Annotated in this window: 28 protein-coding genes and 2 pseudogenes; 6 read left to right on the top strand and 24 right to left on the bottom strand. The window is 46.8% G+C overall.

Annotated features, from left to right (window positions below):
- Positions 1–44 precede the first annotated feature (44 nt).
- The 4 genes from EBB54_RS32425 to EBB54_RS02965 form a co-directional block, all read right to left on the bottom strand.
- Complete coding sequence (locus EBB54_RS32425) at positions 45–305, bottom strand: MATE family efflux transporter (RefSeq protein WP_408640791.1); 261 nt, start codon at positions 303–305, stop codon at positions 45–47.
- Entirely contained in the window at positions 256–663 is a 408-nt protein-coding gene (locus tag EBB54_RS02975) for an MATE family efflux transporter (RefSeq protein ID WP_125126281.1), read from the bottom strand. The genes EBB54_RS32425 and EBB54_RS02975 overlap by 50 nt, the downstream gene beginning before the upstream one ends.
- A 78-nt stretch (positions 664–741) precedes the next feature.
- Entirely contained in the window at positions 742–1164 is a 423-nt protein-coding gene (locus EBB54_RS02970; protein WP_125126280.1) for a MarR family winged helix-turn-helix transcriptional regulator, read from the bottom strand.
- Between the two features lie 214 nt (positions 1165–1378).
- Positions 1379–1648, bottom strand: coding sequence for a hypothetical protein (locus tag EBB54_RS02965; protein ID WP_125126279.1), 270 nt, complete (start codon positions 1646–1648; stop codon positions 1379–1381).
- Between the two features lie 460 nt (positions 1649–2108).
- On the opposite strand from EBB54_RS02965, the gene EBB54_RS29860 reads away from it, so the two are divergent.
- Positions 2109–2330: a hypothetical protein gene (locus tag EBB54_RS29860; RefSeq protein WP_148099330.1), complete on the top strand. Its 222-nt coding sequence runs from the start codon at positions 2109–2111 to the stop codon at positions 2328–2330.
- Here the strand turns inward: EBB54_RS29860 and EBB54_RS02960 are convergent.
- Entirely contained in the window at positions 2305–2976 is a 672-nt protein-coding gene (locus tag EBB54_RS02960; RefSeq protein ID WP_125126278.1) for a GDSL-type esterase/lipase family protein, read from the bottom strand. The genes EBB54_RS29860 and EBB54_RS02960 overlap by 26 nt on opposite strands.
- A 206-nt stretch (positions 2977–3182) precedes the next feature.
- On the opposite strand from EBB54_RS02960, the gene EBB54_RS02955 reads away from it, so the two are divergent.
- Positions 3183–4097, top strand: a complete 915-nt coding sequence (locus tag EBB54_RS02955; protein WP_125126277.1) for a LysR family transcriptional regulator — start codon at positions 3183–3185, stop codon at positions 4095–4097.
- On the opposite strand, the gene EBB54_RS02950 is transcribed toward EBB54_RS02955, so the two are convergent.
- The 8 genes and pseudogenes from EBB54_RS02950 to EBB54_RS30030 form a co-directional block, all read right to left on the bottom strand.
- Positions 4085–4999, bottom strand: coding sequence for an AEC family transporter (locus EBB54_RS02950; protein WP_004082555.1), 915 nt, complete (start codon positions 4997–4999; stop codon positions 4085–4087). The two genes, EBB54_RS02955 and EBB54_RS02950, sit on opposite strands and share 13 nt — an antisense overlap.
- A 275-nt stretch (positions 5000–5274) precedes the next feature.
- On the bottom strand, positions 5275–5796 hold the full coding sequence (locus tag EBB54_RS30975) for a winged helix-turn-helix transcriptional regulator (RefSeq protein WP_243127492.1): 522 nt from the start codon (positions 5794–5796) through the stop codon (positions 5275–5277).
- Positions 5793–6296 (bottom strand): AlbA family DNA-binding domain-containing protein, encoded by a 504-nt coding sequence (locus EBB54_RS30970; protein ID WP_243127491.1) that lies wholly within the window; start codon positions 6294–6296, stop codon positions 5793–5795. Before EBB54_RS30970 ends, EBB54_RS30975 begins: the two co-directional genes overlap by 4 nt.
- A gap of 198 nt (positions 6297–6494) precedes the next feature.
- Complete coding sequence (locus EBB54_RS02940; RefSeq protein ID WP_004082563.1) at positions 6495–7508, bottom strand: PDDEXK nuclease domain-containing protein; 1014 nt, start codon at positions 7506–7508, stop codon at positions 6495–6497.
- Positions 7509–7560: 52 nt separating this feature from the next.
- Positions 7561–8178: a hypothetical protein gene (locus EBB54_RS02935; RefSeq protein ID WP_243127490.1), complete on the bottom strand. Its 618-nt coding sequence runs from the start codon at positions 8176–8178 to the stop codon at positions 7561–7563.
- A gap of 429 nt (positions 8179–8607) precedes the next feature.
- Positions 8608–8757, bottom strand: a complete 150-nt coding sequence (locus EBB54_RS30965) for a DUF559 domain-containing protein (RefSeq protein ID WP_279229987.1) — start codon at positions 8755–8757, stop codon at positions 8608–8610.
- 208 nt (positions 8758–8965) lie between these two features.
- Positions 8966–9317: pseudogene (locus tag EBB54_RS02925) on the bottom strand (TnpV protein).
- 27 nt (positions 9318–9344) lie between these two features.
- Positions 9345–9482, bottom strand: coding sequence for a hypothetical protein (locus EBB54_RS30030; RefSeq protein WP_154677765.1), 138 nt, complete (start codon positions 9480–9482; stop codon positions 9345–9347).
- 222 nt (positions 9483–9704) lie between these two features.
- Between EBB54_RS30030 and EBB54_RS02920 the strand changes: the two are divergent.
- Positions 9705–9968, top strand: a pseudogene (locus EBB54_RS02920) (IS1634 family transposase); the annotation flags it as partial.
- An 80-nt stretch (positions 9969–10048) separates the two neighbouring features.
- Entirely contained in the window at positions 10049–10162 is a 114-nt protein-coding gene (locus tag EBB54_RS31765) for a hypothetical protein (protein ID WP_330554676.1), read from the top strand.
- A 46-nt stretch (positions 10163–10208) separates the two neighbouring features.
- On the opposite strand, the gene EBB54_RS02915 is transcribed toward EBB54_RS31765, so the two are convergent.
- The 11 genes from EBB54_RS02915 to EBB54_RS02865 all read right to left on the bottom strand — a co-directional run bounded on the left by EBB54_RS02915 (position 10209) and on the right by EBB54_RS02865 (position 21915).
- Positions 10209–11264: a sugar phosphate isomerase/epimerase family protein gene (locus tag EBB54_RS02915; RefSeq protein ID WP_004082571.1), complete on the bottom strand. Its 1056-nt coding sequence runs from the start codon at positions 11262–11264 to the stop codon at positions 10209–10211.
- Between the two features lie 89 nt (positions 11265–11353).
- Positions 11354–11749 (bottom strand): C-glycoside deglycosidase beta subunit domain-containing protein, encoded by a 396-nt coding sequence (locus tag EBB54_RS02910; RefSeq protein WP_004082572.1) that lies wholly within the window; start codon positions 11747–11749, stop codon positions 11354–11356.
- Positions 11750–11890: 141 nt separating this feature from the next.
- A complete protein-coding gene (locus EBB54_RS02905; protein ID WP_004082573.1) occupies positions 11891–13003 on the bottom strand; it encodes a Gfo/Idh/MocA family protein in 1113 nt (370 codons plus the stop codon).
- Between the two features lie 237 nt (positions 13004–13240).
- Positions 13241–13846, bottom strand: coding sequence for an ABC-2 transporter permease (locus EBB54_RS02900; RefSeq protein WP_125126276.1), 606 nt, complete (start codon positions 13844–13846; stop codon positions 13241–13243).
- 1 nt (position 13847) lies between these two features.
- On the bottom strand, positions 13848–14705 hold the full coding sequence (locus tag EBB54_RS02895) for an ABC transporter ATP-binding protein (RefSeq protein ID WP_125126275.1): 858 nt from the start codon (positions 14703–14705) through the stop codon (positions 13848–13850).
- Complete coding sequence (locus EBB54_RS02890) at positions 14702–15085, bottom strand: GntR family transcriptional regulator (protein ID WP_125126274.1); 384 nt, start codon at positions 15083–15085, stop codon at positions 14702–14704. The genes EBB54_RS02895 and EBB54_RS02890 overlap by 4 nt, the downstream gene beginning before the upstream one ends.
- Positions 15086–15509: 424 nt before the next feature.
- The gene (locus EBB54_RS02885; RefSeq protein WP_125126273.1) at positions 15510–16376 is read right to left on the bottom strand and encodes an HAD family hydrolase; all 867 of its coding nucleotides are present in this window, start codon (positions 16374–16376) and stop codon (positions 15510–15512) included.
- Complete coding sequence (locus tag EBB54_RS02880) at positions 16363–18714, bottom strand: glycoside hydrolase family 65 protein (protein WP_125130571.1); 2352 nt, start codon at positions 18712–18714, stop codon at positions 16363–16365. The genes EBB54_RS02885 and EBB54_RS02880 overlap by 14 nt, the downstream gene beginning before the upstream one ends.
- 15 nt (positions 18715–18729) lie before the next feature.
- The gene (locus EBB54_RS02875) at positions 18730–19551 is read right to left on the bottom strand and encodes a carbohydrate ABC transporter permease (RefSeq protein ID WP_004082580.1); all 822 of its coding nucleotides are present in this window, start codon (positions 19549–19551) and stop codon (positions 18730–18732) included.
- Positions 19548–20438: a carbohydrate ABC transporter permease gene (locus tag EBB54_RS02870; RefSeq protein WP_125126272.1), complete on the bottom strand. Its 891-nt coding sequence runs from the start codon at positions 20436–20438 to the stop codon at positions 19548–19550. Before EBB54_RS02870 ends, EBB54_RS02875 begins: the two co-directional genes overlap by 4 nt.
- Before the next feature lie 121 nt (positions 20439–20559).
- Positions 20560–21915: an ABC transporter substrate-binding protein gene (locus tag EBB54_RS02865; protein WP_125126271.1), complete on the bottom strand. Its 1356-nt coding sequence runs from the start codon at positions 21913–21915 to the stop codon at positions 20560–20562.
- A 437-nt stretch (positions 21916–22352) separates the two neighbouring features.
- On the opposite strand from EBB54_RS02865, the gene EBB54_RS02860 reads away from it, so the two are divergent.
- Together EBB54_RS02860 and EBB54_RS02855 are read left to right on the top strand one after the other, a co-directional pair.
- Complete coding sequence (locus EBB54_RS02860; RefSeq protein ID WP_125126270.1) at positions 22353–24140, top strand: sensor histidine kinase; 1788 nt, start codon at positions 22353–22355, stop codon at positions 24138–24140.
- Positions 24115–25662 (top strand): response regulator, encoded by a 1548-nt coding sequence (locus EBB54_RS02855; RefSeq protein ID WP_125126269.1) that lies wholly within the window; start codon positions 24115–24117, stop codon positions 25660–25662. Before EBB54_RS02860 ends, EBB54_RS02855 begins: the two co-directional genes overlap by 26 nt.
- The last annotated feature ends 24 nt before the right edge of the window (positions 25663–25686 follow it).

Raw genomic sequence — 25686 nt, 5'->3', positions numbered from 1 at the left:
TATAGTTTCTATTATAGGATTCCCTCCTTCAAAATGCAACAGCATTACCGTTGTATTCGTACCCTGTTTTTCTCTTTCAAAACAAGCAAACCTGAAATGCCAATTCGGAACATTTCTTCTGTCCCGCCAAAAGCAGCAAGGATCTGTTTTGGAAAGACAAGAACAATCATCCAAATAAAACAGGTAATACACACGGAAAATACAGTAGCCTGACAAAGCGTTGATATAACCCGCTTGTAATTTCCAGAGCCATAATTATTCCCGATGATTGGCTGGATGCCTTGACTGATACCGCTTGCGGGCATAATCACAAACGTCATAATGCAGCAAAGCACTTAGTATGATTTCAAACACACAAACAAGCACCATCGCATTGCCAAAAGACCGATTCATTTTTTCCGGTTCGTTCTGACCCGAAAATAAACTGAAAAAGGTAGAACCTCCCGCACTGCACATCAAAGCAAAAGCCATCATCATATAAGATAAGGGAAAACAGACTGATAAGCCCGCTAATGCGGAAGTTCCATTAAAATTGCCAACAAACATTCTATCCACGATATTATAAATAGCTGTTATCAATAGTGAGATAGCTGCTGGTATGGAAAATTTTAAAATCATGGGAAATAATTTCCCGTTTAAGTAATCCACTCTTGTTTCATTCATAGTGATACCTCCATTTGTTAGTTTCCTAAGTTTATATTTTAAAATGTAGCTGCCGATTTATCGACAGCCTTAACACTTTCACGAAATGTTATCAAGCATTTTTTCAATTACTTTGAAAAAAATATCCAACTCATTTTGCGAAATATCTTTTGTTAGTTCCTCTTCCAGTGCGGTAATATCTGCTATCACCATATCCTTATACTGCAATGCTTTTTCACTGACAACGATTCGTTTCATTCTTGCGTCACTTGCCATAGCTTCCCGATAGATCAAGCCGTTTTTCTCCATTTTTTTCAGCAGTTCGGTCGCTGTTGGCGGGCGCAAGCTATATTCCTCTTCTATATCTTTTTGAAAAACATCATTGCTTTGAGCTAAAATAAAATGCAGCACTCGCCCTTGAGAACCGCTGAAAGATTCCCTACTTGAAAAAGCATCAATTTTTCTGCGTAATTTATTTGACAACTTGCTGACATAACGTGCTGCGTGTTTATCATGTTCCATATCTCTCCCCTTTAATCACTTAGTAACCTAAGTATAATAAATATCCTGGAAAATGTCAAGTTCGGTCTACCTTCATTTGCCCAAAAATGTTACTATTCACAGTCTGATAAAAAATGGCAGTCAGATTCGTCAAGCGAAGCTTGTAAGAAGCTGATTGACAGTTTTTATCTGACTGTAAATAGTAACCCAAAAATATATCCAGTAAGAACCAATCCTAAAAGCCCGAGGCATTCATAAATCCTCCTTCTTTTGAAAACTCAATAATCAGATTTGCTGTAGATTTTATTATGTCCATAAAATATTGAATTTCTTTTTCTGAATAACCGTCAACCTCAATACGATAAGACGGAAGATAACAAGTCATTCTATGAAAGCAGTCCTTTTCATCCGGGGTTTCAATATACACCTTTACCTCCCCATTTTCCAATCGTTCTGAATGGACAATCTCTGTATTATCTTCCAGTGTCATAAATGGATACATCATAACTGCTCCTCCTCTCTGGCTTTAGAATGATTCGTAAAATTCAGCTACATCCTTTCGTTTTCTCTTACACAAAATCCAGTTTATCACAGACTCATTATATGCTATCGATTCTAAAAAATATAGTCGGATTTCGTAAAACTTGCTGGAAGAAAACTTAGCCAGAGTTGTCTTTCCAGATCCATTTTGTCCCACGATTGCCGTGCTGCCCAACAGGTCGATTTCAAAATTCAGAAAAAAATTCCACCTGTACGTGCACAAAAAAGGCAGAAAGCCTACATACACATCTGTATCCTACCTTCTGCCTATATTCTTTACCGTTATCTTTTTTACATAGAACCGGCAACCGGCTTCCTCGGGCACCGCGGCTTCACCGCCCCGGCCCGGCATCCCTTCTTCCCGATGTGATCCTCAAAATCGCTCTGATAGAGTTCCGCCGCCTCTCGGCTCCTATTTCGATTTTATGGATCGGTTTTGGGGCGGCCCCAGGGAGCAATATGCCCGTTCCTCTCTTCTTCCCAACGCCCTGATCGACCTCAATAAGAGGCGGGGAACCTTGGACGGCATCCCCGAGGACATCTCTCTGGACAAAGATGGGCATCCCCTCTGTCAGGCAGGCTTCCGGATGTGCAGCTGGGGCTACTATCCCAAATTTCTGCCTACAGATACGGCTTCAGATTCTTAAGAACCACCTGGTAGCCATTTGCGTACATATGAATCCCTTCCACCGTAAACTCTCTCCTGAGCATTCCGCGTTCGTCGCACAATCCGGCATTGACATCAATATAATGATATCCCATCTTTTCCGCCAGCTTCTTCACCGCCTCATTCGCGATCGGAAGGTTCCGGTTATTGCGGTTGGCAAACATCTCCCCCGCCCATTCCGTCTCCGGAACCTTATCCGTCTCATTGACCGGGTAATAAGCCATCATATAAACCTCTGTTTCCGGCAGACGCTCCTTGATCTGCGTCAGAATTCTTTCATAGTTCTCCAGCATGGATTCCAAAACCGCCTCAAATGACCGTGATGCATCGCTGATGTCATTGGTTCCGATATTGATAAAAATTTTGGACGGTTCCGTACCGAAAATCTGTTCCTCCATATTTTCCAGCATATCCGAAGTTGTAAAGCCTCCGACTCCGCGGTTGTAAATGGTCAGTCCCAACCCCTCGTTCATCATCAGCTCATGGATTGGAAACTGTTCCATCAATGAAGAACCGGTAAACAAAATTTTTCCCTTTTTTACCGTCTCATTCAAAACACGGTACTTCTCGATCTTCTCCTGCTGTTCCTTTTTCATGAATCCCTGAATGATTTCCATTGTTTCCATTTAGTTTCTCCTCTCTTTTATCATCTATAACTGTTCCGAACGCAGGTGCAGACTATCCACTGCTCACGGTGCCATCATGTGGCTTTTCATTTCATGTAACGATTTTTCCGTGAACCGGATGTATCAGAAAGTCTTGCCGCGCGCTGCCGCTTTTACTATAATAGTATCGCAGCCATATATCATTTTCAATCATCTGTGAGGTATCTATGGATTTACTACAGTTAAAATATTTTCGTGAAGTCGCCCGTACACAGCAGCTTTCAAAAACAGCGCAGAAGCTGCACATCGCCCAGCCCTCCTTAAGCCAGACCCTGAAACGTCTGGAAACCGAGCTTGGCTGTTCTCTGTTCGACCGCCAGGGGAAAGGAATCTGCCTGAACCACGCCGGCACGATCTTCCTCCGTTATGTGGAACAGGTCTTTACTGCCCTTGACAATGCCCGGCTGGAACTGGATGAGCTGAAATCCAGCAAGGATCAGACGGTCTCCCTCTATGTAGGCTCCGCCTCCATGCTCCTTCCTGCCATCGTCCGGCGGATCCAGGAAACGGATCCGGGCATCCGCCTGCAGATCACACAGCAGCCACCCTCCCCGAATGGCCCGCTCCCGGCATTGTCCCTGACCTCCGTGCACACCCTCCTGCCGGACAGTAACAGCCGGATCTTTCTTCTGCGGGAGCCCATCAAGGCGGTCCTTCCCTCCAACCACAGGCTGGCGGATCGTTCTGCCCTGACTCTGGACGAGATCCGCAGTGAATCCTTCTCAGAGCTGGTTTCCGGAACCAACCTGACCTCCATTGTACGGCATTACTGTGAACGCTATCATTTTTCGCCAAATGTCACAACCGTCGCGGATACGCCGGCTGTCATGCGGGATCTCCTTCCGCTCGGCCCCGGGATCGCGTTTATCCCGGAATATACATGGCATGATTTTCTTACCCCTTCCATGTCTCTCAAAGCGGTCTCCGGGATGCCCATGGAACGATTTTTGATGCTGTCCTGGAATCCGGAAAGTTTCCAGACCTCCGCGGTCCGGACCTGCCGTGATGTGATCGTCCGCTATTTCAAAGAATATACTCAAGCGCATCCTGTTACGTCCGTTCAGCCGCTTCACAACACATAATCCGCGATTCCAAGGATCAGCGGAAGCGTGATGATACACAGCAGCGTACTGAGCGTCACCTCTTTCACGGACTGCATATAATCCTGCCCGTACAGCTGAGCGAAGATTGACACGTTGGAGCCCACCGGAGCCGAAGCGGCGATCAGGATCGTCAGCTTCAGCATATGATATTTTTCCGGAAACACAAACAGCAGCGCCATCGTCAAAACCGGGATCACTATGAGCCGCACCAGAGCACAGCGGTAAACCACACGGCCGGAAAACAACGACCGGAGCGGAACCTGCCCCAGGTAGACTCCCAATACGATCATGGCCAGCGGGCCGTTCATGGCTGCGATCGTACCGACCACATTTTCCGCGGTCTCCGGGAGGGATACCGGAAGCAGGAACAATGCGATGCCTGCCAGAAAGCTGAGGAGGATCGGATTGGTCCTGAGCCTTTTCACGGAAATCAAAGACCGGTCGCCCGTGATCGTGACCAGCCCGTATGTCCACTGCAGGATGTTCAGCAGCGCAACATAGGAAGAGACATAGAATACCGCTTCTTCCCCCAGGGTCATCTGTACCAGCGGAATCCCGATGAACCCTGCGTTGGAAAATGCGGCTCCGAACCGTTCGATTCCCTGTTCTTTTGAAAATGCGATCCGGGCCGCGGCAATCGAAAGCAGAAGCGACAGCAGAGCGGCCAGGAAGGATACAAAAAGCCCTTCTAAGCGCTCCCGCGAAAAATCCGCAAGATAGGATTTCAGGATTGCCGCCGGCATAACGATATACAGCAGGATCCTGCCGATATCCGCGCTTCCTCCGGCGCTGACCAGCTTCTTTTTATACAGGTAATAACCAATCATCATATATACAAGCATCACCAGATTCTGCCTGAGCAGCAGCACTACAATCTCCATCGGACAACCTCCGCTTTCTATTCATAGAATATTTTCTTTCGCTGTTCGATGGAATTATACCACAGACATCCGGCAGAATAAAATACATATTATGCTATCTGTTGATAGGCTGGATGCTATGAAAGCAGACCTTTTCATCCGGGGTTTCAATATACACCTTTACCTCCCCATTTTCCAATCGTTCTGAATGGACAATCTCTGTATTGTCTTCCAGTGTCATCTTTTCAGCAATATATTGCGATAAACAGCATTGCAAATGGATGAGCAAGGTTATACTAGAATGAAACTACTCTATACTTGGAATACTTTCCGCCACACAATAATTCCAGACGGCCTTCATCCTGCAATTTTTTGATTATCGTATATGCCTGGGAAGGAGTTACTTTTAGCCGTTCAGCAACATCCTGCTTTGTAATGATCCCATTTTGAGTATCCGCAAGTTTCATTACTAATTCCGGATATCTGATACTGTCAATGTCCGTCTGACGAACATATTGAATGCCTTTCTTGTTTTCCCGATAAATTTTTTTCCCCAGAATATACGTACGGTTATTTCCTTTCCCGGACGCTTCTATCAATCCCAACTCTATCATAGCTTCTATTGCAGAGCTCACCTTATTCCCGCTCAAATTTGTCAATTCTACTATTCGATCCACAGTACTTCTTCTTTCATTGTTCAAAACTGAAAGAATCATTAAAGTATAGATAGACAACGGTTTTCCCCGCCTGTTTTGTTCCTCTGCGACAAACTTTGCAAATGGCATATCCGCTTTCGCTCTTTGAATAAATAATCTCACATTTCTGCTTGTAGACTCTGAATAATCCGGCCAGGGTCTTCCATATACAATAGACCCCTCTCAAGATCATCCAATGTAGCCCCTGCAAGGGGCTGGGCTGAATAGTCAAGCATTCCCAACTCTGCCAGCCGTGATGGGATTTCATAGGAATACATGGGAATCACTTCCGGACTGCCGTCAAATTTTAGCCTTCTTCTTAGAATTTTACCAGATGCAGTTGATACAACGCCGCGGCTTCTCGGCACTTCAATTTTCAGGACATCCAAATTCTCTTCCGTAATAATTTCTGCTCTTACAGAAATTGGCGGAACCGTGCTGTTTGCAATCAATGCCATAACACCAATGGAATCTATATGCTTTTTATGAACTCCGGTAATCATGCCATCATCCTCAACTCCAAGGAAGAGAAATCCTCCTGCCGTATTAGACATACCTACAATTTCTTCTATCAAATCGTAATCCGGGTAACATTTCAAATCACTTTTGAACTCAGTATCCAAAATCTTCTTTTCGGAGTCCTTCTACCACCCTCACGGTTTTCTTTGGGAGAAATGGGAGTGATTTTGTGTGATTTTCAAAGCTTTTTCGGTTGTTTTTTCTTTTATATGCACCCTGTATCTGAGGTTTTTAGAATTTTTGTTATCATGGTGTTATCATGAAACTCTTTCTAATTCATTTGTGCAGACGGTCTGCACAATTTATTTTTTCATATCAATCCTACTCCTAATCTCCTCCGGATCCGGTAAAGCACTTTTCAAATCCAGCGGAAGATCTGTGCACAAATGATATTCGCTCACACCAATAGGTTTCGACATATCTCTTAACGCATATTCTGCAATGGTTCTATTCTCATCTCTACATAATATCAGTCCAACAGATGGATTATCGTCTGGAGATTTAACCAAATCGTCCAGAGCTGACAAATAGAAATTCATTTTCCCTGCTTGCTCCGGCTTAAAATCACCTGTCTTTAAATCAATCGCTACATAACATCTAAGCTTTGTATTATAGAAAAGAAGGTCAATGTAAAAATCTTTTCCGCCAATCTCTAGATGATACTGCTGTCCCATAAAGGCAAAACCGGTTCCTAATTCCATCAATAGTGAAGTAACATTCCTTACCAACTCATTTTCTATATCTGTTTCCAACATATCCTCTGTATAATCGATAAAATCAAACATATATGGATCTTTCATAGTACTTAGAACAATATCCTTTTGTTCAATAGGCAATCTGTTTTCAAAATTTGAAATCTTATTTGCCACAACTTGCCTCTCATACAACTGGCTCTTCACCTGGGATGCCAATTCATCTACCGACCATCCATGCTCTAAAACTTTTTCCAAATACCATACATATTCTTCTTTGCTTGACACCTTACTCATCAACACTTGATGATGGCTCCAAGTAATCCTTGCCAATCCATACTTATCTACATCATCCTCAGAGAAAATCTGTGCAAACTTCTTCATATACTTTAAATTTCGAACAGAATACCCTTTTGCACCGGGATATTTCAACCTCATATCCTTAGATAAATTATCAACGAATTTATTACCCCATTCGGAGTTACGAATAATCACACTTCCAATGAACAAGTTTGTTTTCAGCACTTCACTATTCACACTAACGGATGCTCTATATTTAGCCTGATTCACATAATCATTTATTTCTTGTACTGCTTGCAAATACTCATTCGATGTTATAAGCATATTACCTTCCTTCCAAATTGTGCAGACCGTCTGCACAATTGTTAATAATATATTATCTCTTGCTCGCTGACGTTTGTTCCTGAGAATCTATGATAAAAAGTTCCGGCGGATTTTCCCCGTTATTTAGTCTTGATGCATGAAGTTCCTCTATCCTTTTATCTCGTCCAGGATTTCCAACTTTCACATACACAAATACTCTTTGTGTTGTTCCTTCTGATTTGGCATATTGCTCAATCTGTTCTTCATACCCATGAATATAGTCAGCATTTGAAGAGAGTTTTATCTCAACAACAGTCTTATCGTTTCCTCTGCTCATCTTCAAATCAACCGAACCCGGACCTTCATTTGCCTCAAAAGTCATGTCTATGTTATTTTGTCTGCAATAATATTTCCCCGAAAGATGCAAAAGTCTTTGCAACGACTTTTCCCTTTTACTTGTAGAAGCGGATAATACTTCATCCCATCCTCTATTATTTTCAACCCAGTCTTTAAATATCCAGAGCAATTCAAGTGTTGCATCCCAGCTGCTTAATTCTCTGTTCGCAGAGTGTGCAAGTACATTAAATACGCCTTCCTTTTTTATCTGCTTAAATGTACGTGCTACCAAGTAATCGGCATTGCTATCAAGCTGATACGGTGCTATTGTTTGTGTTCGATAATTGTCAATCATTCTCCCACATCGTTCTGAGTTCTTGACAATATGCTCTTTCAAATAATCTTTTTTATCAGCCGAACACATTTTTCTCCACTCTTTACCAATAGCTTCATTTACTTCGTCTCGAATCGCCTGAAAAGCTTATCATCTTTGCTCTTTGAAGATTCCAGTAAAATCATTATTTGACGATAGAAGTTATTTATTCTTTCATACGAACCTTGAAATTCCGAAGTATTATTTACTTTTAATCGAAGTAAATTAATAAAAAAATCTCCTTCCTGATATTTTCGAGTTTATCCTTCATTAGAATTCAGTTAAAAATTTAGTCATATTATTGAGCTTCCCACTTCTGTTTCCTATTACATCTAAATTTATCTATCCAATCACAGGTTATTGTAGGAAGTTCAATTTGAGCCATATATTTTACCTTTCTCATCTCGCTCTTCAATTCATACCCATTCTTACATCAAACACAGCTTCCTCTATTGTCTTTATACAGCTTTCAGTATTTTTCTTTATATCTTTACCCCAAAAACGCAGCACTATCCACCCCATAGCTTTTAACCTTTTATTGATCTCCTCATCTCTGCTGATATTTTTTTCACTTTCCCCGTAATCGAAATATTCCTTGCCATTTTTAATAGTGAGTCCTCCATATCAGTGAGAAGTCCTTATATAATTCTTGGGAAAAAGTAAATTTGACAAAATATTCTAAAATACCAAGTTTATTCTAACATTAAATCAGCTTTTTTCCAAGATTTTTTTCGGATATTTACTGAAGCATATTTACTGAAGTTGTCACCTATAATTGATAAACCAACTCTGTTACAACAATCTCCTCTGCCCTCGCCCGAATACTATTCATCTTCCGCACCCAAAGCATCTGATCCTGTGCCTTTAGCTACTCCGTCACACCTTCCCTCTTCGCCATCTGCGCCACAAGCAAATCAAATCTCGTTTCTGCTTGCTCCTGTATCATAAGTAGATGTTTCTTTAATTTACCTGACAACAACAATCCTGAATAAATGCCCCCTATGGTTCTCCAAGTATGATCTCCTCATCAGTCCAAATTTTCTCAACTCTCCCTCCGGCTCCGGATCCGGTATTAAATTCGGGATCAAGTAATCACCACATTTTTCATAAGTTAATTTCATCGTCTGCTCCTCTCTTTCCGTAAAAATCTACATCTCCTGCTGCCACTGCTTATTCTTCTCTGTCCTCTCTCTTTCCAGTATTTTCCTCTGACTGTTATGAGCATTCGCCTCTGATCTTGCTTCTTCCAGCCGCTGTTTCATGGTTTTCGGCGCAAGCGATTTCACAACCTAATCTCCCGAAATTGTTATACATAGGTTTTAAACTTATTCCCCAAATCCCTTATAAAATCGGTGTTTGACCCATGTTTTTCTTTACGAACATATATATATAAATGGTATAATAAAAGCGGTAAATTATACATATGTCCGGAGGAATCAGCATGGCATCTTTGGTCTCCTGTAAACACAAAAATGGCACCACATACGTTTATGAAAACATCTCCTACTGATATGAAAAGGCTGCGTATCCATTCCTCTGCGGCGATGGATGGACGGTTATTTATTCAATATATTGCCCTGATACTATCTTCCCAGATCAAAAACATCATGGATGGAGCCGGATGGTTTAAAAACCATAATATGCAGGAAGTGATAGATGAGATGAAATCCCTGCGTGTGGTTTCTGTTGAAGGGAAGCGTAGGCAGATCTACACAACGATAACAGCTTTTCAGAAAGAAATTATGGAACTCTTTGAGCTTAACATCAGCTAACATATGTATAATTGATCGCGGAATTTTAGGATACGATCCTTCCCCACCCAGTTTATGCTTGGATGGGGTAGGTAAGCGTCCTGAATCCGTCTAATCAGACATTGGAACAGTTAAAACCCCTTATTCAAGAAGCATATGAATTTTCAGCCGAAAAATTCAAGAAGAGAAAACAAATCAGGGGCTATCATTCCTGATATGCCCCTTCCTTAAGTAAATAACATTGAGTGTGACCAGTCACTCCTATCCTTCGATCGCCCTGCGCATTGCTTCCTGATGACGGCGTACCTGCTCGATGCTGTCCACGCCCACGTCGCGCAGATGCTCTCCGCCTTCATACTCGGAACTCAGGAAGCCCTTATATCCGGCTTTCTTAAATGCCTCTACCACCTCCGGGATGGCAACTGCCGTCTCCACATAATCCTCATGCACATTGTAGAACTTCGCATGGGTATGGAAAATGTAATCAATGTTGTCGATCAGATCCTGCGGCTCGGACCAGGAATATGTAAAGGATGCCCCGGCGTAAGCCTTATCTGCCGGGCCGCCGCCTGCCTTTTCTACAGCGTCCATCATTTCCTTCATGCCGTTGGCCATCCGGTATTCCATGTTGGCTTTGCCAAGGTTCAGGTCGTATTTGATCTTTACAAATCCTTTTTCAAGACGCTGTGCATAAGAATCGTCTACGATCTTGATGCATTCCTCGGACGCACCCTGCCGTCTCGCCTTATCCCGCAGCACATCCGGAATGTTCCTGCAGAAGATTCCCATATCCGGAATAAATCCGAAATGCTTTGTTCCGGTCTTGTGGATCATTTCCATATATCCGTCCGCCCAGCCGGAATTTAATGAAAACGGCGCGTGCACCTCCAGCCCGATCTTTACATCCATTTCCGCGGCATAGTCCAGGCTTCCTTCAATCACGTCCATAGGAGTGGACACCAGGGTACGCAGATTCTTAAATCCCAGCATGGAAGCCAGACGGATGTCACGCTTCATCATATTGATCTGCTCGCCCAGCGACAGGGTCCGGTTGTCATAGATCTTATTTTCCAGAAACGCATCATAGCAGGACGGCTCCAGGTTGTATTTTTTCAGCCATCCAAACCACTGGTCTCTGAACTCCTGTGTCTCGATCGGAAGCGGGAACCTGCGGATCATCTGCTCCGCCAAAAGCTCCACACCGGTTGCCCCTGTCTTCGCAGTCTCTCTCAGACAGCCCTCCAGGTCTAATTTTCCGTCATAATATTCATCCTGATAACTATACAGGGAAACGCTTCTTTTGATATCATAGCTCATAATTTTTTCCTCCTGCTTTTTTTCTAAGTCTTATGAAACGGCCCCATGGCCGTCACGGATGCCCCCGGGTTCATGATCTGGCAATTGCCTCAGGCAATCTCAAAATCTGCTTCACACAATGCCTCTGTCTGGAACGGCATATAGGATGGGGCAATGATCTGCATAGCCTTGATATGATGCGCTCCCTTTGCAAGCCCGCCTTCCTTTTGCACAGTCACTGTCGCATAGTCGCCAAATTCCCAGCGATAATCAGAATCTACTACGGTGCGCATTTCTTCCAGCGTGAAAGTCTCCCCGTTCACGGTAAAACGGATATCCTCCCGTGCCGCATCCTCTCCGTCCACATTGACCTGGATGTCACGCACGATGGATAAGGTAAATCCACGATAGTACTGCGCCTTAAACTGAAACTGATATCCCGTAATCTTTCCATTTTCTTCTACATTCTTAAATCCATCCGGATTATAAATCTGTCTGCCCGCCATTTTCTTCCCTCCTGCATTGATTGTAACCAATTTACGCGATGCGCTGTTCTTCTCATCCGTCCGGAACTGCAGGTCTCAGACACATCTGCTTTGCAGACTATTCACTGCTTCGCAGCTTATGTCCGAGACTGTTCCTGACTTTTAATCAAAGTATACTTCTTTTCCTGTCTCTGCGGATTTGTAGATTGCTTCCAGAATCTGGGTCACTACAAATGCCTGCTCCGGTTTTACAAGAGGTTCGCCGTCGTTAATGATCGCGTTCAGCCACTGCTCCTGCTCTCTTACTGCCTCTGCTGCCGCGCCGCCCTCGAAGAAGTCTACCACGCCTGCCGGGGAGATGGTCTTTTCCATCAACTGGTTGTGCTCTACCGTGTTGTAGATCAGCTCGTCCTGGGGATAACTTCCGCCGTGATGGATCTCGGCTCCGCCCTTGGTTCCGCACAGTGTGGTGGATGCTTCCATGGATTTCAGTACGTTCAGCGCCCAGGATGCTTCCAGATAAATGGTCGCTCCGTTTTTCATCTTTACCAGGCCGAATGCGGAATCCTCTACCTCAAAGGTCTCCGGATCCCATGGGCCGAATACGTTTCCTTCCGGGCCGTCCGCCTGGCGTCCCAGCTTGTAGAATACCTGTCCGGATACGGAAGCCGGCTCGTAGTTGTTCATCATCCAAAGTGTAATGTCCAGCGCATGGGTTCCGATGTCGATCAGCGGACCGCCGCCCTGCAGCGCCTTGTTCGGGAATACGCCCCAGGTAGGAACCGCTCTTCTTCTCAGCGCATGTGCCTTTGCAAAGTAGATATCCCCAAGCTCCCCTGCTTCACAGGAAGCATGCAGCGTCTGGGTATCGTCGCGGAGACGGTTCTGGTAGCCGATGGTAAATTTCTTGCCGGATTTCTTCCATGCGTCCAGCATCTTCTGGGCATCCTCGGTATTGTGCGCCATAGGCTTTTCGCACATCACATGCTTGCCTGCCTCAAAGGAAGCAACCGTGATCGGGCAGTGCGCCACGTTGGGGGTACATACGTGAACCACATCAATCTCGATGCTCGTATCCGCCAGCATCTCCTTGTAATCGGTGTAAACCTTCGCGCCCTCTGCGCCGTATTCTTTACATGCCTTCTCTGCCCGCTCCGGAATGATGTCACAGAACGCTACCATAACAGCCTTGTCCTCATTCGCCTTGATAGAAGGCATATGCTTCTGATTTGCGATACCGCCGCATCCAACGATTGCTACTCTCAATTTGCTCATTGTTTTGTTCTCCTTTTCTTTTTCTCTTACCTTGATTCATATTATACCGAATCCCTCTGATGAAAACTTTCTTTGAATTATCCAGATTTATCCCCTTATTTGGACTTTTTTCCAGGCAATAAAAAAAACAGGACAAAAAAGCTATATCTTTTTTTGTCCTGCTGTAATAAAGAGGTGCCTTAGTTACCTGTCAGTTCATTCTTTCAGGAATCATTTCATAGATTTCTAATTATCTCTTTAGATATCCTTATTTATAATTTGTTTTCTCGAAATCAGCCACGAAATCGCATAAAGTAATACACCTACAATAGTCACAAGACCACAAGCGAGCAGCTTGTTATCAATTAGCAGCGCAGCTCCTACAAATACAAAAGAGGAAAAAGGGTACGCAATGATTAAAGCCAACATACTTTTTTCTTCACTAAGCAGGAATGTGAGTGGTATTGTCATGCTTCCAGAAAGCAATGCCATAGCAACGCTGATGCCAACAAACAGCATCATAGATTGATCGTCAATTTGACCTTTTATAATGGATGCCACAACACCCAGAATGACACCTAAAAGCAAACCGATCCCACTAAGTAGTATATACAAGATATATTTACAGTCTAAAACAGCTGTTCTGGATACAGGTAAAACAATCGAAACTTTTTTCCAACCAGAGTTTCTGTCCATATTTATCGTCGTTACAGAGATCATTCCGAGCATAACAGTTGCAATTACAGTTAAAACCCATGTGGAAGTCAAAAAAGACATTCCTATTCCAACCACTGCAAAAACTACGAGTATGATATATAGCACAGACTTGATTAAATAATAATCTTTCAGTAATAAGCCTTTCATTTTATTTCCCCCTTTCTCCTTTTATATAGAGAAGCATAATTTCGTCAATCGAAGCTGAATCAATCAGTGCTTTGGGATATTTTTTCTTCATAGCAGCACGATCAGCAGCCAGTACCTGCCATTCATAATCCATCTTGCGATATACGATGATGTCCGATTTATCCAATGCCTCGAACTGTGCGGCTCCACACTTAATGATACCATACTGCTCGATCAGCTCATCCTTCGGCTTTGAGAATACTACTTGCCCTTCGTGAATAAAAACAATGTAGTCAGCAATTTTTTCAAGGTCAGTAGTGATGTGCGAAGAAATCAAAATAGAATGCGTTTCGTCCTGTGCAAAGTCCAATAAGATGTCTAATATATCATCTCGTATGACGGGATCAAGCCCGCTGGTCGCTTCATCCAAAATCAGCAGCTTAGAATTATGGGACAAGGCAACTGCGATTGCCAATTTCATTTTCATTCCTTTTGAAAATTGCTTCATCGGTTTATCAGCAGGTAAAGAAAATTTTTTCAAAAGGTTCAGGAATGTGTGTTCTTCCCATGAATGATAAATGTCTTTCATAACCCGGTTGAGTTTTCGGGTAGAAAAGATTTCAGGATAGTTATTGCCGTCAAATACGACACCAATCTGTTCCTTGATTTCATTATCCAGCTGCTCTTTACCTAAAACGCAGATGCTGCCAGCCTCTTTCTGAATAAGTCCCAGCACTGCATTGATCGTTGTACTTTTTCCGGCTCCATTTTCACCAATCAGTCCTACAATAGAACCACATGGAACAGAAAATGAAACTCCATTCAACATAAAATCTTTATATGTCTTAGTTAGACCTGAAATAATTAAAGCATCATTCATTCTCCATCATCCTCCTGATACATAAGGGTTAGCAAATCGGTCAGCTTGTTGAGAGATATTCCGCTTGTGCGGGCAATTTCGATTGCCTCTGCAAATTTTTCCTCTATCTTCTTTTGTTGTTCTTCAAGATAGAAGTCTTGGTTTTGTGCCGACACATAGCAGCCTTTCCCAGCAGTTGTTTCAATAAAACCATCTTCCTGCAAAGTTGCATAAGCCTTTTGTACTGTAAGAATACTGATGTGCAGCGATTTTGCCAATGAACGCACAGATGGAATCGCTTCACCAGCTTTCAGTTCTCCACTCATAATAGCCGCTTTAATCTGTGAAGAAATTTGCTCATACAGCGGTCGGCTTGCTTTATTGCTTACGATTATTTCCAAATGCTCACCTCCATTTCTGTTTTAACTGTATTACTATTACAAATACAGTATAATACACACAAGAACGGTTGTCAATATGGCAGACAGCCATATCATAGAAAAAGTTCTTACAGGTCTCATAAAACCTGTTCTGGAAAAGCCTTCTTATGCCCTTCATGATGCCTGTAGCTTTCGAACAGATTATCAGTTCATAACAAAAAGTAAGATGAAAACAATTCAGAAAAAAAGTAAAAGACGGGAATAAATTACCATAGTCCGTGACAACAAAAAAAACTGCTATACCCCGGTAAATATAAGGGATATAGCAGTTTTTTCTTTTTTTTAACTGTGAAAGACGGAATTTTATAAGCTGCAATACCACATATCAAAATAATCGATACAAAAAAATATTCCTAAGGTCTTACGAACATAACAGCACTCGTATCTAACACCCCTGCCCCTTAAGAAACTCCAAAAACCTTTCCACGCCTCCCCCCACCATTTTCACCCCTTCCGGCCGCTGCCCGCTTACCTCCGACACATCAAAAAAATCCCCCGCCGAAGTCCGCCCGGTACGCATAAAGCTGTCGCTGCCGAAAATGTTTTCTTCTATCCCCACATATTCATCTCCCCAAAACGCACAGTCTCCGGCCTGGATACCACTTTCCCGGGATATGCGGCCGAGGATCGCATCTACGTTGTCACTTTTGCTGGACACCCCCACCTCCAGATACTTCGCGTCGCAGGTAGGAACCACCTTGATCCCATAATCCTTCCCGATAGAAACAGCCAGCTCCAGCAGCTCCATGAGCCCTCTGCAAATCCCATGGTTTTTGAGCTTCCTCCGAAGCATATGGAGTTCGTCCTCCTGCATAAACAGATGATCTCCCCTCAGATTGTCCGCCATCAGGTCAATCTTGCAGTAGTTGGGCCTGCAAAAAACGATGTCCGTATCCAGTCCGTACTGCTCTTTCAGCCGGACATGGATCTCAAAACAGATCCGGTGGATATCCAGCAGCGTTTTCTGATCCGGGATCTTGTTTTCAAAGATATAGGGCGTCCCATCCCGAAATTCATAATTATAAGCCCCACGCCCCAGGCCCAGGTATAGATTCTCAAGCTGTTTTTTCGTAAAATACTCTTCTATGCGCCCGCCTGCGATATTCTCCAGGGTGGTCCCGCTGATCACCGCCAGCTTCACCCCCTTCTCCAGCAGCGGCCGCATTGCCGATACCGCCGCCTCTGCCGGCGCCGTCCTGGATGTCACCGCGGTGCCGTCCCAGTCGAAAAAGACCGCCTTATATTTTTTCAACGTGTCTCCCTCCGTTTTCCTGAATACAAATTTCCTTTCCGCCGATATAAAATGTGATCTTCTCCCCCTCTTCCAGGGTAAACTCCGCCTGTCCCCGGGAAACCCCGATCCTCAAAAGCGCCCTTTTGTACCGGAGCTTAAAGGAATAGCTTTCCCACTCCGATGGAAGGGACGGAGAAAACTTAAGCCTTGTCTCCTGGCACCGCAGCCCGGCAAACCCGTTTACAACCGCCTGCCATGTACCCGCCATATTGGCCCCGTGGATGCCCGCGTAAAAATTATGATGGTAATCATCCAGATCCATCCTGGCCGACTGTGAAAAATACCGGTAAGCCTCGTCATCATACCCGATATCGCTTGCGACAATCCCGAAAATACAGGTAGACAGGGAGGAATGATGAAGAGTCACCTCCTGGTAAAAGTCGTAATTCCGCCGGATCTCTTCCTTCGTAAAAAGATGGCTGTGCAGATACATCCCCAGGATGGCGTCGGCCTGCTTGGACATCCGGTGCCGCATAATAAACAGCGGATGATAATTCTCATACAGCCACGCCCTTTTTTCCTCAGGTATCCTCGATTCGTCCCAGGGCCTGCGCATCATGAATCCATCGTCAAGGGGGTAAACCTGCCGGGCTTCGTCATATGGAAAATACATGTGATCTATGATCCTCTGCCAGAGCTTCCATTCCTCCTCCGAAAAATCCAGTTTCTCTTTCAGGCGTGCAAGCACTTCCCTGTCGTGCCGGGCCAGATATTCCACTGCTCCTTTCGCGTCCCGGAGATTTTCCCTGGCCATCAGGTTTGTGTAAAAATTATTGTCCACAAGCACATTGTATTCGTCCGGCCCGGTCACGCTGCAGATACAGTATCTGCCCCCTTTGCACTCCGCAAAGCTGCCCACATCCGCCCAGACCCGGGCAGTCTCGATGAGGATTTCCGCCCCCTTTTCTTTCAGGTAGTCCACATCCCCCGTCACCTGCAGGTACAGGGACAGTGCATAGGCGATATCCGCGTTGATATGGTACTGGGCGGTTCCCAGCGGATAATAGGTGGACGCCTCCTCCCCGTTGATGGTGCGCCAGGGAAACAAAGCGCCTTTCTCATGACCCAGAATCCGGGCCCTTTCCCTGGCCTGTTCCAGGGTGCCGTACCGGTAGTCCAAAAGCCGTCTGGCAGTCTCCGGCTCGGTATACACAAACACCGGCAGCACATACATCTCCGTATCCCAGAAATAGTGCCCCTCATATCCCTCTCCCGACAATCCCTTGGCCCCCATTCCGGTTCTGCCGTCCCTTCCCGCGGACTGCAGGATATGAAACAGGTTGAACCGAAGCCCCTGCTGCAAAGCCTGACTGTCCTTTCCCTGAATCCGGATATCCGCCGTGTTCCAGAACCGTCCCATATAGGCCTTCTGGCTCTTTTCCAGTCCTCCGAAGGTTTTCTGCTCCGCTTCTTTTAAGGTGTCCAGAATAAATCCTCTCAAATCCTCTGCCGGCAGATCCAGATCCGTGGAATAGCAGAGCATTTTTTCCAGCACCACGGCAGAGCCCTCCTTCGCCTCTGCCGTCAAAACCGCCGTCCCTTCCAGTTCCCCTATACAAAACTCCCATCCCGTCTCACATTCGCTGCCGGATACCCTGTGGCTGCACCCGCAGGCTGCGGTGAGCCGGCTGTTTTTCGTAATCCCTTCATAATACAGGCGGTATCCTTCCCCCTCCAGCCTGAGAGGTTCCAGCCTTCGGCCGAAGGGGCCGTAATCCACGATCGGGTTCGTCTTTCTCGTATGGTTTTCCACATCCGCCTGCAGCCTTGACCGAAACTGAATCTTTCCGGAAAAATTCAGCGGCGTGACCTGAACGCGGATGGCCATGATATTTTTCATTTCAAAGGACACCAGCCTTTGGAACCGGATCTCTGCCTTCCTTCCCCGGGGCGAGGTCCAGACCAGGCTCCTTTTCAGCACCCCGTCCTTCATATGCAGGGTTCTGGAGTAGTCTTCTATCGTCCCCTCCTCCATGGTGAACCATTCATCCTCCAGGAGCACCCTCGTCTCTTTCATATTCGGCAGATTCAGCAGGGACTGGCTGAACAGCGGCGATCCGAAATTCGCTTCCCCGTAGCGGATCTGCTCACTCTCATAGAATCCATTTACAAAATTCCCTTCCAGCCCGGTGTCTATGTCAAAATCATAGGCTTCCTCAAACGTCCCCCGGGTTCCGATGTATCCGTTGGAGAGAGAAAACGTCGTCTCATTCCTATAATTGTATTTCCGGTCAAAGGAAGTCTCCGTAATGGTCCAGGGCTCCACAGGGTAGATCGGCTTTATTTCCATATTCATCATTTCCGGTCACACTTATCCTTTCACTGCGCCTGCGGTCAGGCTTTCCATCACCTGTCTCTGCAGGACGATAAACACCAGGATCGTCGGCAGCACGGTCATCACTACCGCCGCAAACAATGCGGAATAATTGTTGGCAAAGGTTCCCATATAATAATTCAGCGCGATCGGAACCGTCCGCGCCGTATCCCCGCTTGTAAGCATCAGCGCAAAATAAAACTCATTCCAAGTATTGATAAACTGCAGAAGCGCGATCGTCACCAGCCCCGGCTTCGCAAGGGGCAGGATGATGTGGACAAAGGTCTGCAGAAACGACGCGCCGTCAATATAGGCGGATTCTTCCAGCGCAGTGGAAATGGTTTTATAATAGCTGACCATCACGAAAAACGACATCGGAATCCCCATGGCGGAATACACGATGACCAGTCCCAGCTTGGTATCAAAAATCCCCAGCTTCTGGAAGATCATAAACAGCGGCTGTGAGATCGCCTGGGCCGGAAGCATCAAAGACGCGGAGATAAAAAGGACCACCAGCGTTTTCAGCTTAAAATCAAACCGGGAGACAATGTAGGCGCACATGGCAACCAGAGCCACCGTGACAAGCACGCTGCTGCCCACGATCACAATGCTGTTGAAAAAATATTTCGCAATCGGCGCGTACTGAAACGCCGCCTTATAATTGTCCAGATTGAAGGACGACGGCAGGGACAGCGCAGAGGAATTGATCTCCGCATAGGTTTTGAAGGAACTCAAAAAGGCCCAGAGGATCGGCCCGACTGCGATGGCCGTAAACACCGCCATGAACACATATTTGCATAATTTCGCAATGGATTTCATCTCTTTTTTTCCCCCTGTTCTCTCTTTTCCTGGAACATCCTCTGAATCAGAAGCACCAGGATCAGCCCGATGGCAATCTGTACGGTTCCCACCGCATTTGCCTTTCCGTAGTTGTTCTCAAGGGTTGCCGCCTTGTACAGATAGATGGGCAGATTCAACGTCCTATTCCCCGGCCCCCCTTTTGTGGTCATGTAAATGATGTCGAACTGGGATACCATGGCCACCGAAGCAAGGGTCACACAGGTCCCGAAGATATTTCTCATCAGGGGCAGGGTGATATACCGATCCAGCTGCCAGGGGCTGGCCCCGTCCACCGTGGCGGCCTCGTAGATCTCCTTGTCAACCGCCCCCATCTCTGCCAGAAAGATAATCGTATTGAATCCGGCGTAGAAAATCCACGTAGCGGTAACGGTCCAGAACGCGTATCTGGAATTTCCGAACAGGTTCGGCACCTGGCTCACCTCCACCCCGATCATTTCCAGAAACGGCTTTACGATCCCGAAGGTGGGGTTCAGAAGCAGCGTAAACATCACCCCCGTGGCGGCTGTGGGTACAATATTGGGGATCATATAGGCCGTGCGCACCACCTTCCAGCCTTTGGGCTTGCGTCTGAGGACCAGCGCCATCACAAGCCCCAGGGACACATGGAAGGTAGACTGCAGAAGCACCCACACCAGGGTATTTTTTATGGATTCCAGAAAATCCCCGTCCCCGAATATGTTCACGAAATTTTTCACCCCCGCGAATACCGGCCCGGAAAAGGTCGTATAATCGCAGAGCGACGTATAAAGCACCGTAACGATCGGAGCCGCGTACACCAGGGCGAACAACAGCATGCAGGGCATGGTAAACAGCACGATCCACAAGCCTTTATTTTTGATTCTCATTGTGCAAATCCTCCCAGTATAAAAAGGGGCAGGCCCGCAAGTATCGTCACCGTTGCAGTTCACGGCCTGACCGGCCGCGAACTGCAACTGCTTACCTGCAGACCTGCGGTTTGTCTCTGACTTACTCCTGATTCTTTGCCGCGGATTCCGTCAGTTTGCTGCAAAATTCTTCTGGTGTGATATTTCCGAAGGCCAGCTCCGGAAGCTCTGTCGAGAAGGTGTCGATGGTGTTCTGATACCAGTACGCCTGATTCTGTCCATAGGTAGCCTCGGCCTCGTTCTGGATCTGCAGTACCTCCGCCATCAGCGGATCGCTCTCCGTAAGGTCCTCCGGGATATCCAGGTCATTGGATACCGGCTGCAGCCCTGTCATTTCCAGCGCCTTGATCTGATTCTCCGGGCTGGTCTCAAATTTCAAAAACGCAACAGCCGCTTTGATCTTCTCCTCGTCTGATGCCCCTACCATATCCCCAGGTGTGGGAACCATTTCCATGCCCCGGCCCGGCATCAGCATAATGCCCACCTTATCATAAAATCCTTCCGGCGCTTTTTCCGTCTGTGAGAAATCCGGAATCATCCAGGGGCCGTTGGGAATCATCGCGATCTCCCCGTTGAAGAAATGGGTCGCCATGGGGTCGTATTTCCCGCCCACCGCATCGTCTGTGGTGTATTCCTGGAACATCCTCTGGATCGTCTCCGCCGCGGCTTCCACCTCCGGCGTATTAAAGTCGTCCGGATACATGGTGTTCATCCATTCGTTTCCGGCCTCCCCGCTTGTACCGATCAGGGCGCTCATCCACAGGTTGGTAAGCCACCCCATGTCCGCGGTGTCCATGCCCACCGGCGTGATTCCCGCCTCCTTCAGCTGATCGCAGGCCGCAAAGAAATCGTCCCAGGTCTCATACCCTACCTCCGGCACTTCCACCTTCGCCTTCTCAAAAAGCTCTTTGTTGTAATAGATGTAAGAGATTTCCTTGGAAACCGGTACGCCGTAGATCTTCCCGTCTACCGTATTGAAGTCCAGCGAGGTTTCATCAAACAGCGCTTTCCACTCCGGATCTTCCTCAAAATACTGGGTCAGGTCCGCCACCTTCCCTGACTTAGCCGCCAGTTCGGTGATGTTGTTCCCACCGTTGAACACGATATCCGGCAGATCCCCGCTGGAGATCAGCAGCTTGATCTTCTGGTTGTAAGCGTCCGTGGTCGGAATCTCCTCAAATTTGAACTCTACGTTCTTCCCTTCTTCGGTTTTCTGAAATTCCTCGAACAGGTAGGCGTAGTAGTCCGCCGCGTAATCCGTTCCTACATGGTAGTTGATGACATTCAATACGGTCTTTCCCGTATCTTCCGATGCCCCGCCGGATTCCGTCTTGCTTTCCGTCCCCTGTCCCCCGCCGTTTCCGCAGGCTGCCAGTCCCAATACCATTGTACCCATAAGCGCAGATGCAAGTACCCTCTTCAAATAGTTCTTTTTCATGCTCGCTCCTCCTACAATTTTTGTAACCAATTTGCGCAGCAAATTGATTGCCTACTTGCGCGGCAGACAGATCCTCCGCCTGCCTGTATGGAATCGTCTCCCATACGTCTCGGCTTTCCTTAAGCTGGTTCTATTATAGTACGCCTGCTGCCCGGATTTGAATAAAGGGATATGCTGTGTTCTTTGAATTTCATAGCCGGAACACCCTCTCATCAGCCCCCGCCCTCCCGGCGCTGTGCATTGCTTTAAATTATTTGCTGCTTTCTTTGGAATTTTTTGCTTCCGCCCCAAAACCGATTGAAGACAGGGGCGGATTATGTAATAATAATATGTAATAAGAATTGCGCCGATGCGCAAGCAGGTCATCAATTTTTTCTTGCGAAAATTGGTGACAAATTATATAAATGGAATACAGATAAGGATGGAAAAAAACAGATATGAACAGAAGCAACACGATACACATCCCCTCCCTGCGCTCCTTCATCACCGTTACCGTCTCCCTGATCGTAACCCTCATCCTGCTCTGTTCCTTTTTCTTCTATTATATAAGGACAGACCGGATTCTTACAACCAGTTATGAACACTCTGTCACCGGCCAGTTTGGACAGGTCAACCAGAAGATCAGCGACCAGGTGGATTCCATTGACTCGGTCATCCCCCTTTATGTATCCAACGCCTCCATTGCCGGGATTTTAGAGGATACCGCCCACAAGCCGCTGAGCTCGGAGCGTAAGATCCATATAGAAAAACAGATGACGGACCTCTATTACAGCACGCCCCTGTCCGCAAAAAATTTTACAAACGGGATCTACATCCTGAACGTACAGGGGGACGTATTCCGCATATCCACCTCCGCCTCCCCTGCCGGGAGCCTCTCCGGAAGCCATGAGCTCCTCCGGGATCTGGATCAAAAAGAACACCGGCTGACCTGCCGGATGCTGCCCTCAGACGGAAAAAACCTTTATTTTATCCGAAATCTTTTCAGCGGCAATACGGGAAGCTACAGCGGAACCTTCATCATCGCCGTGGATCTGGAAAAATGGCTTGCCTACTGTGTAAACGGACTGGCTCCTTCCTGGTTCATCTGCCTGTATGACCGGGACATGAATCTCTGTTCCAGCCGGGACATGGAACCCCAGAGCCTGGAGCTGCAGGCCGCGCTGGATCAGGGAAGTACGGCCTTTGTCTCCTTCCAGGAGCTAACGCTGTGCTCCGACGCATATTTTACCGCCGTGCAGAAGCTGGACAAGATCCAGCTCACCGCTGCCGTGGCCGCACCGAAAAGCATCCTGTTCCAGGATCTCAACGATACCTTAAAGACTTACATCCTGCTGCTGGCATGTACGGTATTGGCTGCGCTCCTCCTGGCCGTGATCGTCAGCCGGGCAGTCACCAGGCCCATTGACCGGATGATCTACCACATCAACCAGATCTCAAAGGGGGAGCAGGCCAGCCTGCCGCCCATGAAGATGTACCGGGAGTTTCGGGTCTGGGCGGACGCCTTGAACCGGATGCTGAAACAGCTGGATATCTACTACAATGACAATTTTCAGAAACAATTGCTGCTGAAAAGCTCGGAAATCCGGGCGCTGCAGTCGCAGATGAACCCCCATTTTTTGTTTAACGTGCTCAACACCATCGCATGGAAGGCACAGATCAGCGATCAAGAGGAAATCTATCAGATGATCATTTCCCTGGGGGAGCTTCTCAAGAAAAATACGCTGTCCAAAGAAACGGACTATGTGCGCCTTGCCCAGGAGATCGAGTATGTGAAGTTTTACGTCTACCTGCAGCAGATGCGTTTTGAGGACAAGATTTCCTGCGTATTCCAGGTCCCGGACGCGCTGATGGACTGTATGGTTCCCACATTCTGCATCCAGCCGCTGGTGGAAAATGCGATCGTACACGGCCTGGAGCCAAAAGACGGAAAGGGCCGGCTCATCGTACAGGTCATCCCGTCCGACGGCCAGCTCATGGAGATTTCCATTATCGATAACGGAATCGGCTTCGACCCCATCCCGGATATACGCAATATCCGGCCCTCCGGGGCGGACGCCCACACCCATGTAGGACTTTGCAACCTGGATAAACGGCTGGAGCTGCTTTTCGGGCCGGATGCCCGCCTGCGCATCGACAGCATCCCGGAAAAATGCACCACCATTTCCTTTCAGATTCCGATCCGCACAAAGGAGGAAGACCATGACATTCAAACTGTTAGTTGTTGACGATGAAGCCATCATGCGCAAAGGCATTGCCAATTTTATAGACTGGGATTCTCTGGACTGTAAGGTGGCCGGAACGGCCGGAAATGGAATGGAAGCCATTGAATTTATCAAAGCCAGTCCCGTGGATATCGTCATTACTGATATCAAGATGCCTGTGGCGGACGGTCTGGCTGTGGCAAAATTCATCTATGAGCATCAGCCGGAGATCAAAGTCATCCTGCTGACCGGATACGCGGATTTTGAATACGCAAAAACAGCCATCAAATATAATGTGTCCGCTTTTATCCTGAAACCGACCAATAAAAAGGAGCTGATGGAAGCCATCCAGGACGCGCAGAAGCAGATCGTCACCTCCAGGAAACAGACCTCCATCGCCGAGGAGGAACTGGCATTTCTGAAAGACCAGCTATTGCTGGAAATGACCGGCTCCGCCTTCCTCCCCTCCTTTGAGGAGCGGCTTTCGAATCTGGGAATCCGTCTGGACCACTATTATGTAGCGGCATTCCAGATGGTCCCCCTGGAAAATGACACCGCCTTCTTAAAGAGCATTATCCTTGACGGAAAAAAGAACGCCTGCTGCTACCGTTACAACAACCTGATCATTGCGGTCTATTTTTTGGAGGGCCGCTGTGAATCTGTACCGGATGCGGTTCTGGAGAATTGCCGGGAGATCACCGTGATCGCCCGGACGCTGGATTCCCGGGAGGTGTCGGTCGGAATCAGCCGGTACCACAGCAGCGCTTCGGACTTTAGCTATGCCGTGTCCGAGGCGATCCACGCCCTGACATTTCATTTTTATTATGAAAAAAATATTGCCCTCTTCTCCGACGCGCCGGAGGACGCGGACTATGACCTGACCGCGGAAAACTCCCTGGATCTGTTCCACTTTGAGAACCATCTGCACAACTGGCTGTTTGAGGACGCCGGCGGGGTTCTGCATAAAATTTTCAATAAGTTTAAGTCCAATTTTGTCAACTCCGCAGATGCCAAAAATATCTGCGCCCAGATGTATTACATTTGCTGCCGGGTGCTCATCAAGCGTGAAAATGCCGCCCCTCCCGGCGAATACCTGTCCAGGATCACCCAGGCCTCGGATATCTTTTCCCTGGAACATACGGTCTTTGAACTGATGGCTTATACAAAAGACCATTTTGTAGGAACCGCCGCCCAGAACAAGCTGTTTGACCATGCAGTAAAATTCATCCACAGCCATCTTTCAGAGCCCTTGTCCCTGGAGGTCCTCTCGGACCATCTCCATATCTCCGCGTCCCACCTGAGCCGGACGTTTAAAAAGGTATGCGGGGAATCTCTGACAGAATACATCAATCACGTGCGGATTGAAAAAGCAAAAGAATATCTGCTCCGGCAGGATATCCTCGCCTATGAGGTCGCGGATCTGGTGGGATACCATGACGCCACGTACTTTTCGTCTATCTTTAAGAAATATACGGGGGTGAGCCCTACGGAATATCGGCAGGGGGCTTTGAAGTCAAATACCCCGCAGCAAGCTGACGGGACATAAAATTATAGCGCAGCAAGCTGCGGG

Source organism: Schaedlerella arabinosiphila, from assembly GCF_003885045.1.
Taxonomy (GTDB): domain Bacteria; phylum Bacillota; class Clostridia; order Lachnospirales; family Lachnospiraceae; genus Schaedlerella; species Schaedlerella arabinosiphila.
This window is presented reverse-complemented; position numbering and strand designations above follow the sequence as displayed.

Excerpts from the sequence above, each read along its gene's own strand:
- EBB54_RS02860 (WP_125126270.1), top strand. The coding sequence starts at position 22,353 with ATGAACAGAAGCAACACGATACACATCCCCTCCCTGCGCTCCTTCATC.
- EBB54_RS02910 (WP_004082572.1), bottom strand. The coding sequence starts at position 11,749 with ATGGCGGGCAGACAGATTTATAATCCGGATGGATTTAAGAATGTAGAA.
- EBB54_RS02870 (WP_125126272.1), bottom strand. The coding sequence starts at position 20,438 with ATGAGAATCAAAAATAAAGGCTTGTGGATCGTGCTGTTTACCATGCCC.
- EBB54_RS02880 (WP_125130571.1), bottom strand. The coding sequence starts at position 18,714 with ATGAATATGGAAATAAAGCCGATCTACCCTGTGGAGCCCTGGACCATT.
- EBB54_RS02905 (WP_004082573.1), bottom strand. The coding sequence starts at position 13,003 with ATGAGCAAATTGAGAGTAGCAATCGTTGGATGCGGCGGTATCGCAAAT.
- EBB54_RS29860 (WP_148099330.1), top strand. The coding sequence starts at position 2,109 with ATGGATCGGTTTTGGGGCGGCCCCAGGGAGCAATATGCCCGTTCCTCT.
- EBB54_RS02895 (WP_125126275.1), bottom strand. The coding sequence starts at position 14,705 with ATGAATGATGCTTTAATTATTTCAGGTCTAACTAAGACATATAAAGAT.
- EBB54_RS02855 (WP_125126269.1), top strand. The coding sequence starts at position 24,115 with ATGACATTCAAACTGTTAGTTGTTGACGATGAAGCCATCATGCGCAAA.
- EBB54_RS02950 (WP_004082555.1), bottom strand. The coding sequence starts at position 4,999 with ATGGAGATTGTAGTGCTGCTGCTCAGGCAGAATCTGGTGATGCTTGTA.
- EBB54_RS02935 (WP_243127490.1), bottom strand. The coding sequence starts at position 8,178 with ATGATTGACAATTATCGAACACAAACAATAGCACCGTATCAGCTTGAT.
- EBB54_RS02965 (WP_125126279.1), bottom strand. The coding sequence starts at position 1,648 with ATGATGTATCCATTTATGACACTGGAAGATAATACAGAGATTGTCCAT.
- EBB54_RS02900 (WP_125126276.1), bottom strand. The coding sequence starts at position 13,846 with ATGAAAGGCTTATTACTGAAAGATTATTATTTAATCAAGTCTGTGCTA.
- EBB54_RS02875 (WP_004082580.1), bottom strand. The coding sequence starts at position 19,551 with ATGAAATCCATTGCGAAATTATGCAAATATGTGTTCATGGCGGTGTTT.
- EBB54_RS02960 (WP_125126278.1), bottom strand. The coding sequence starts at position 2,976 with ATGGAAACAATGGAAATCATTCAGGGATTCATGAAAAAGGAACAGCAG.
- EBB54_RS02970 (WP_125126280.1), bottom strand. The coding sequence starts at position 1,164 with ATGGAACATGATAAACACGCAGCACGTTATGTCAGCAAGTTGTCAAAT.
- EBB54_RS02940 (WP_004082563.1), bottom strand. The coding sequence starts at position 7,508 with ATGCTTATAACATCGAATGAGTATTTGCAAGCAGTACAAGAAATAAAT.
- EBB54_RS02865 (WP_125126271.1), bottom strand. The coding sequence starts at position 21,915 with ATGAAAAAGAACTATTTGAAGAGGGTACTTGCATCTGCGCTTATGGGT.
- EBB54_RS32425 (WP_408640791.1), bottom strand. The coding sequence starts at position 305 with ATGCCCGCAAGCGGTATCAGTCAAGGCATCCAGCCAATCATCGGGAAT.
- EBB54_RS02955 (WP_125126277.1), top strand. The coding sequence starts at position 3,183 with ATGGATTTACTACAGTTAAAATATTTTCGTGAAGTCGCCCGTACACAG.
- EBB54_RS02915 (WP_004082571.1), bottom strand. The coding sequence starts at position 11,264 with ATGAGCTATGATATCAAAAGAAGCGTTTCCCTGTATAGTTATCAGGAT.
- EBB54_RS02975 (WP_125126281.1), bottom strand. The coding sequence starts at position 663 with ATGAATGAAACAAGAGTGGATTACTTAAACGGGAAATTATTTCCCATG.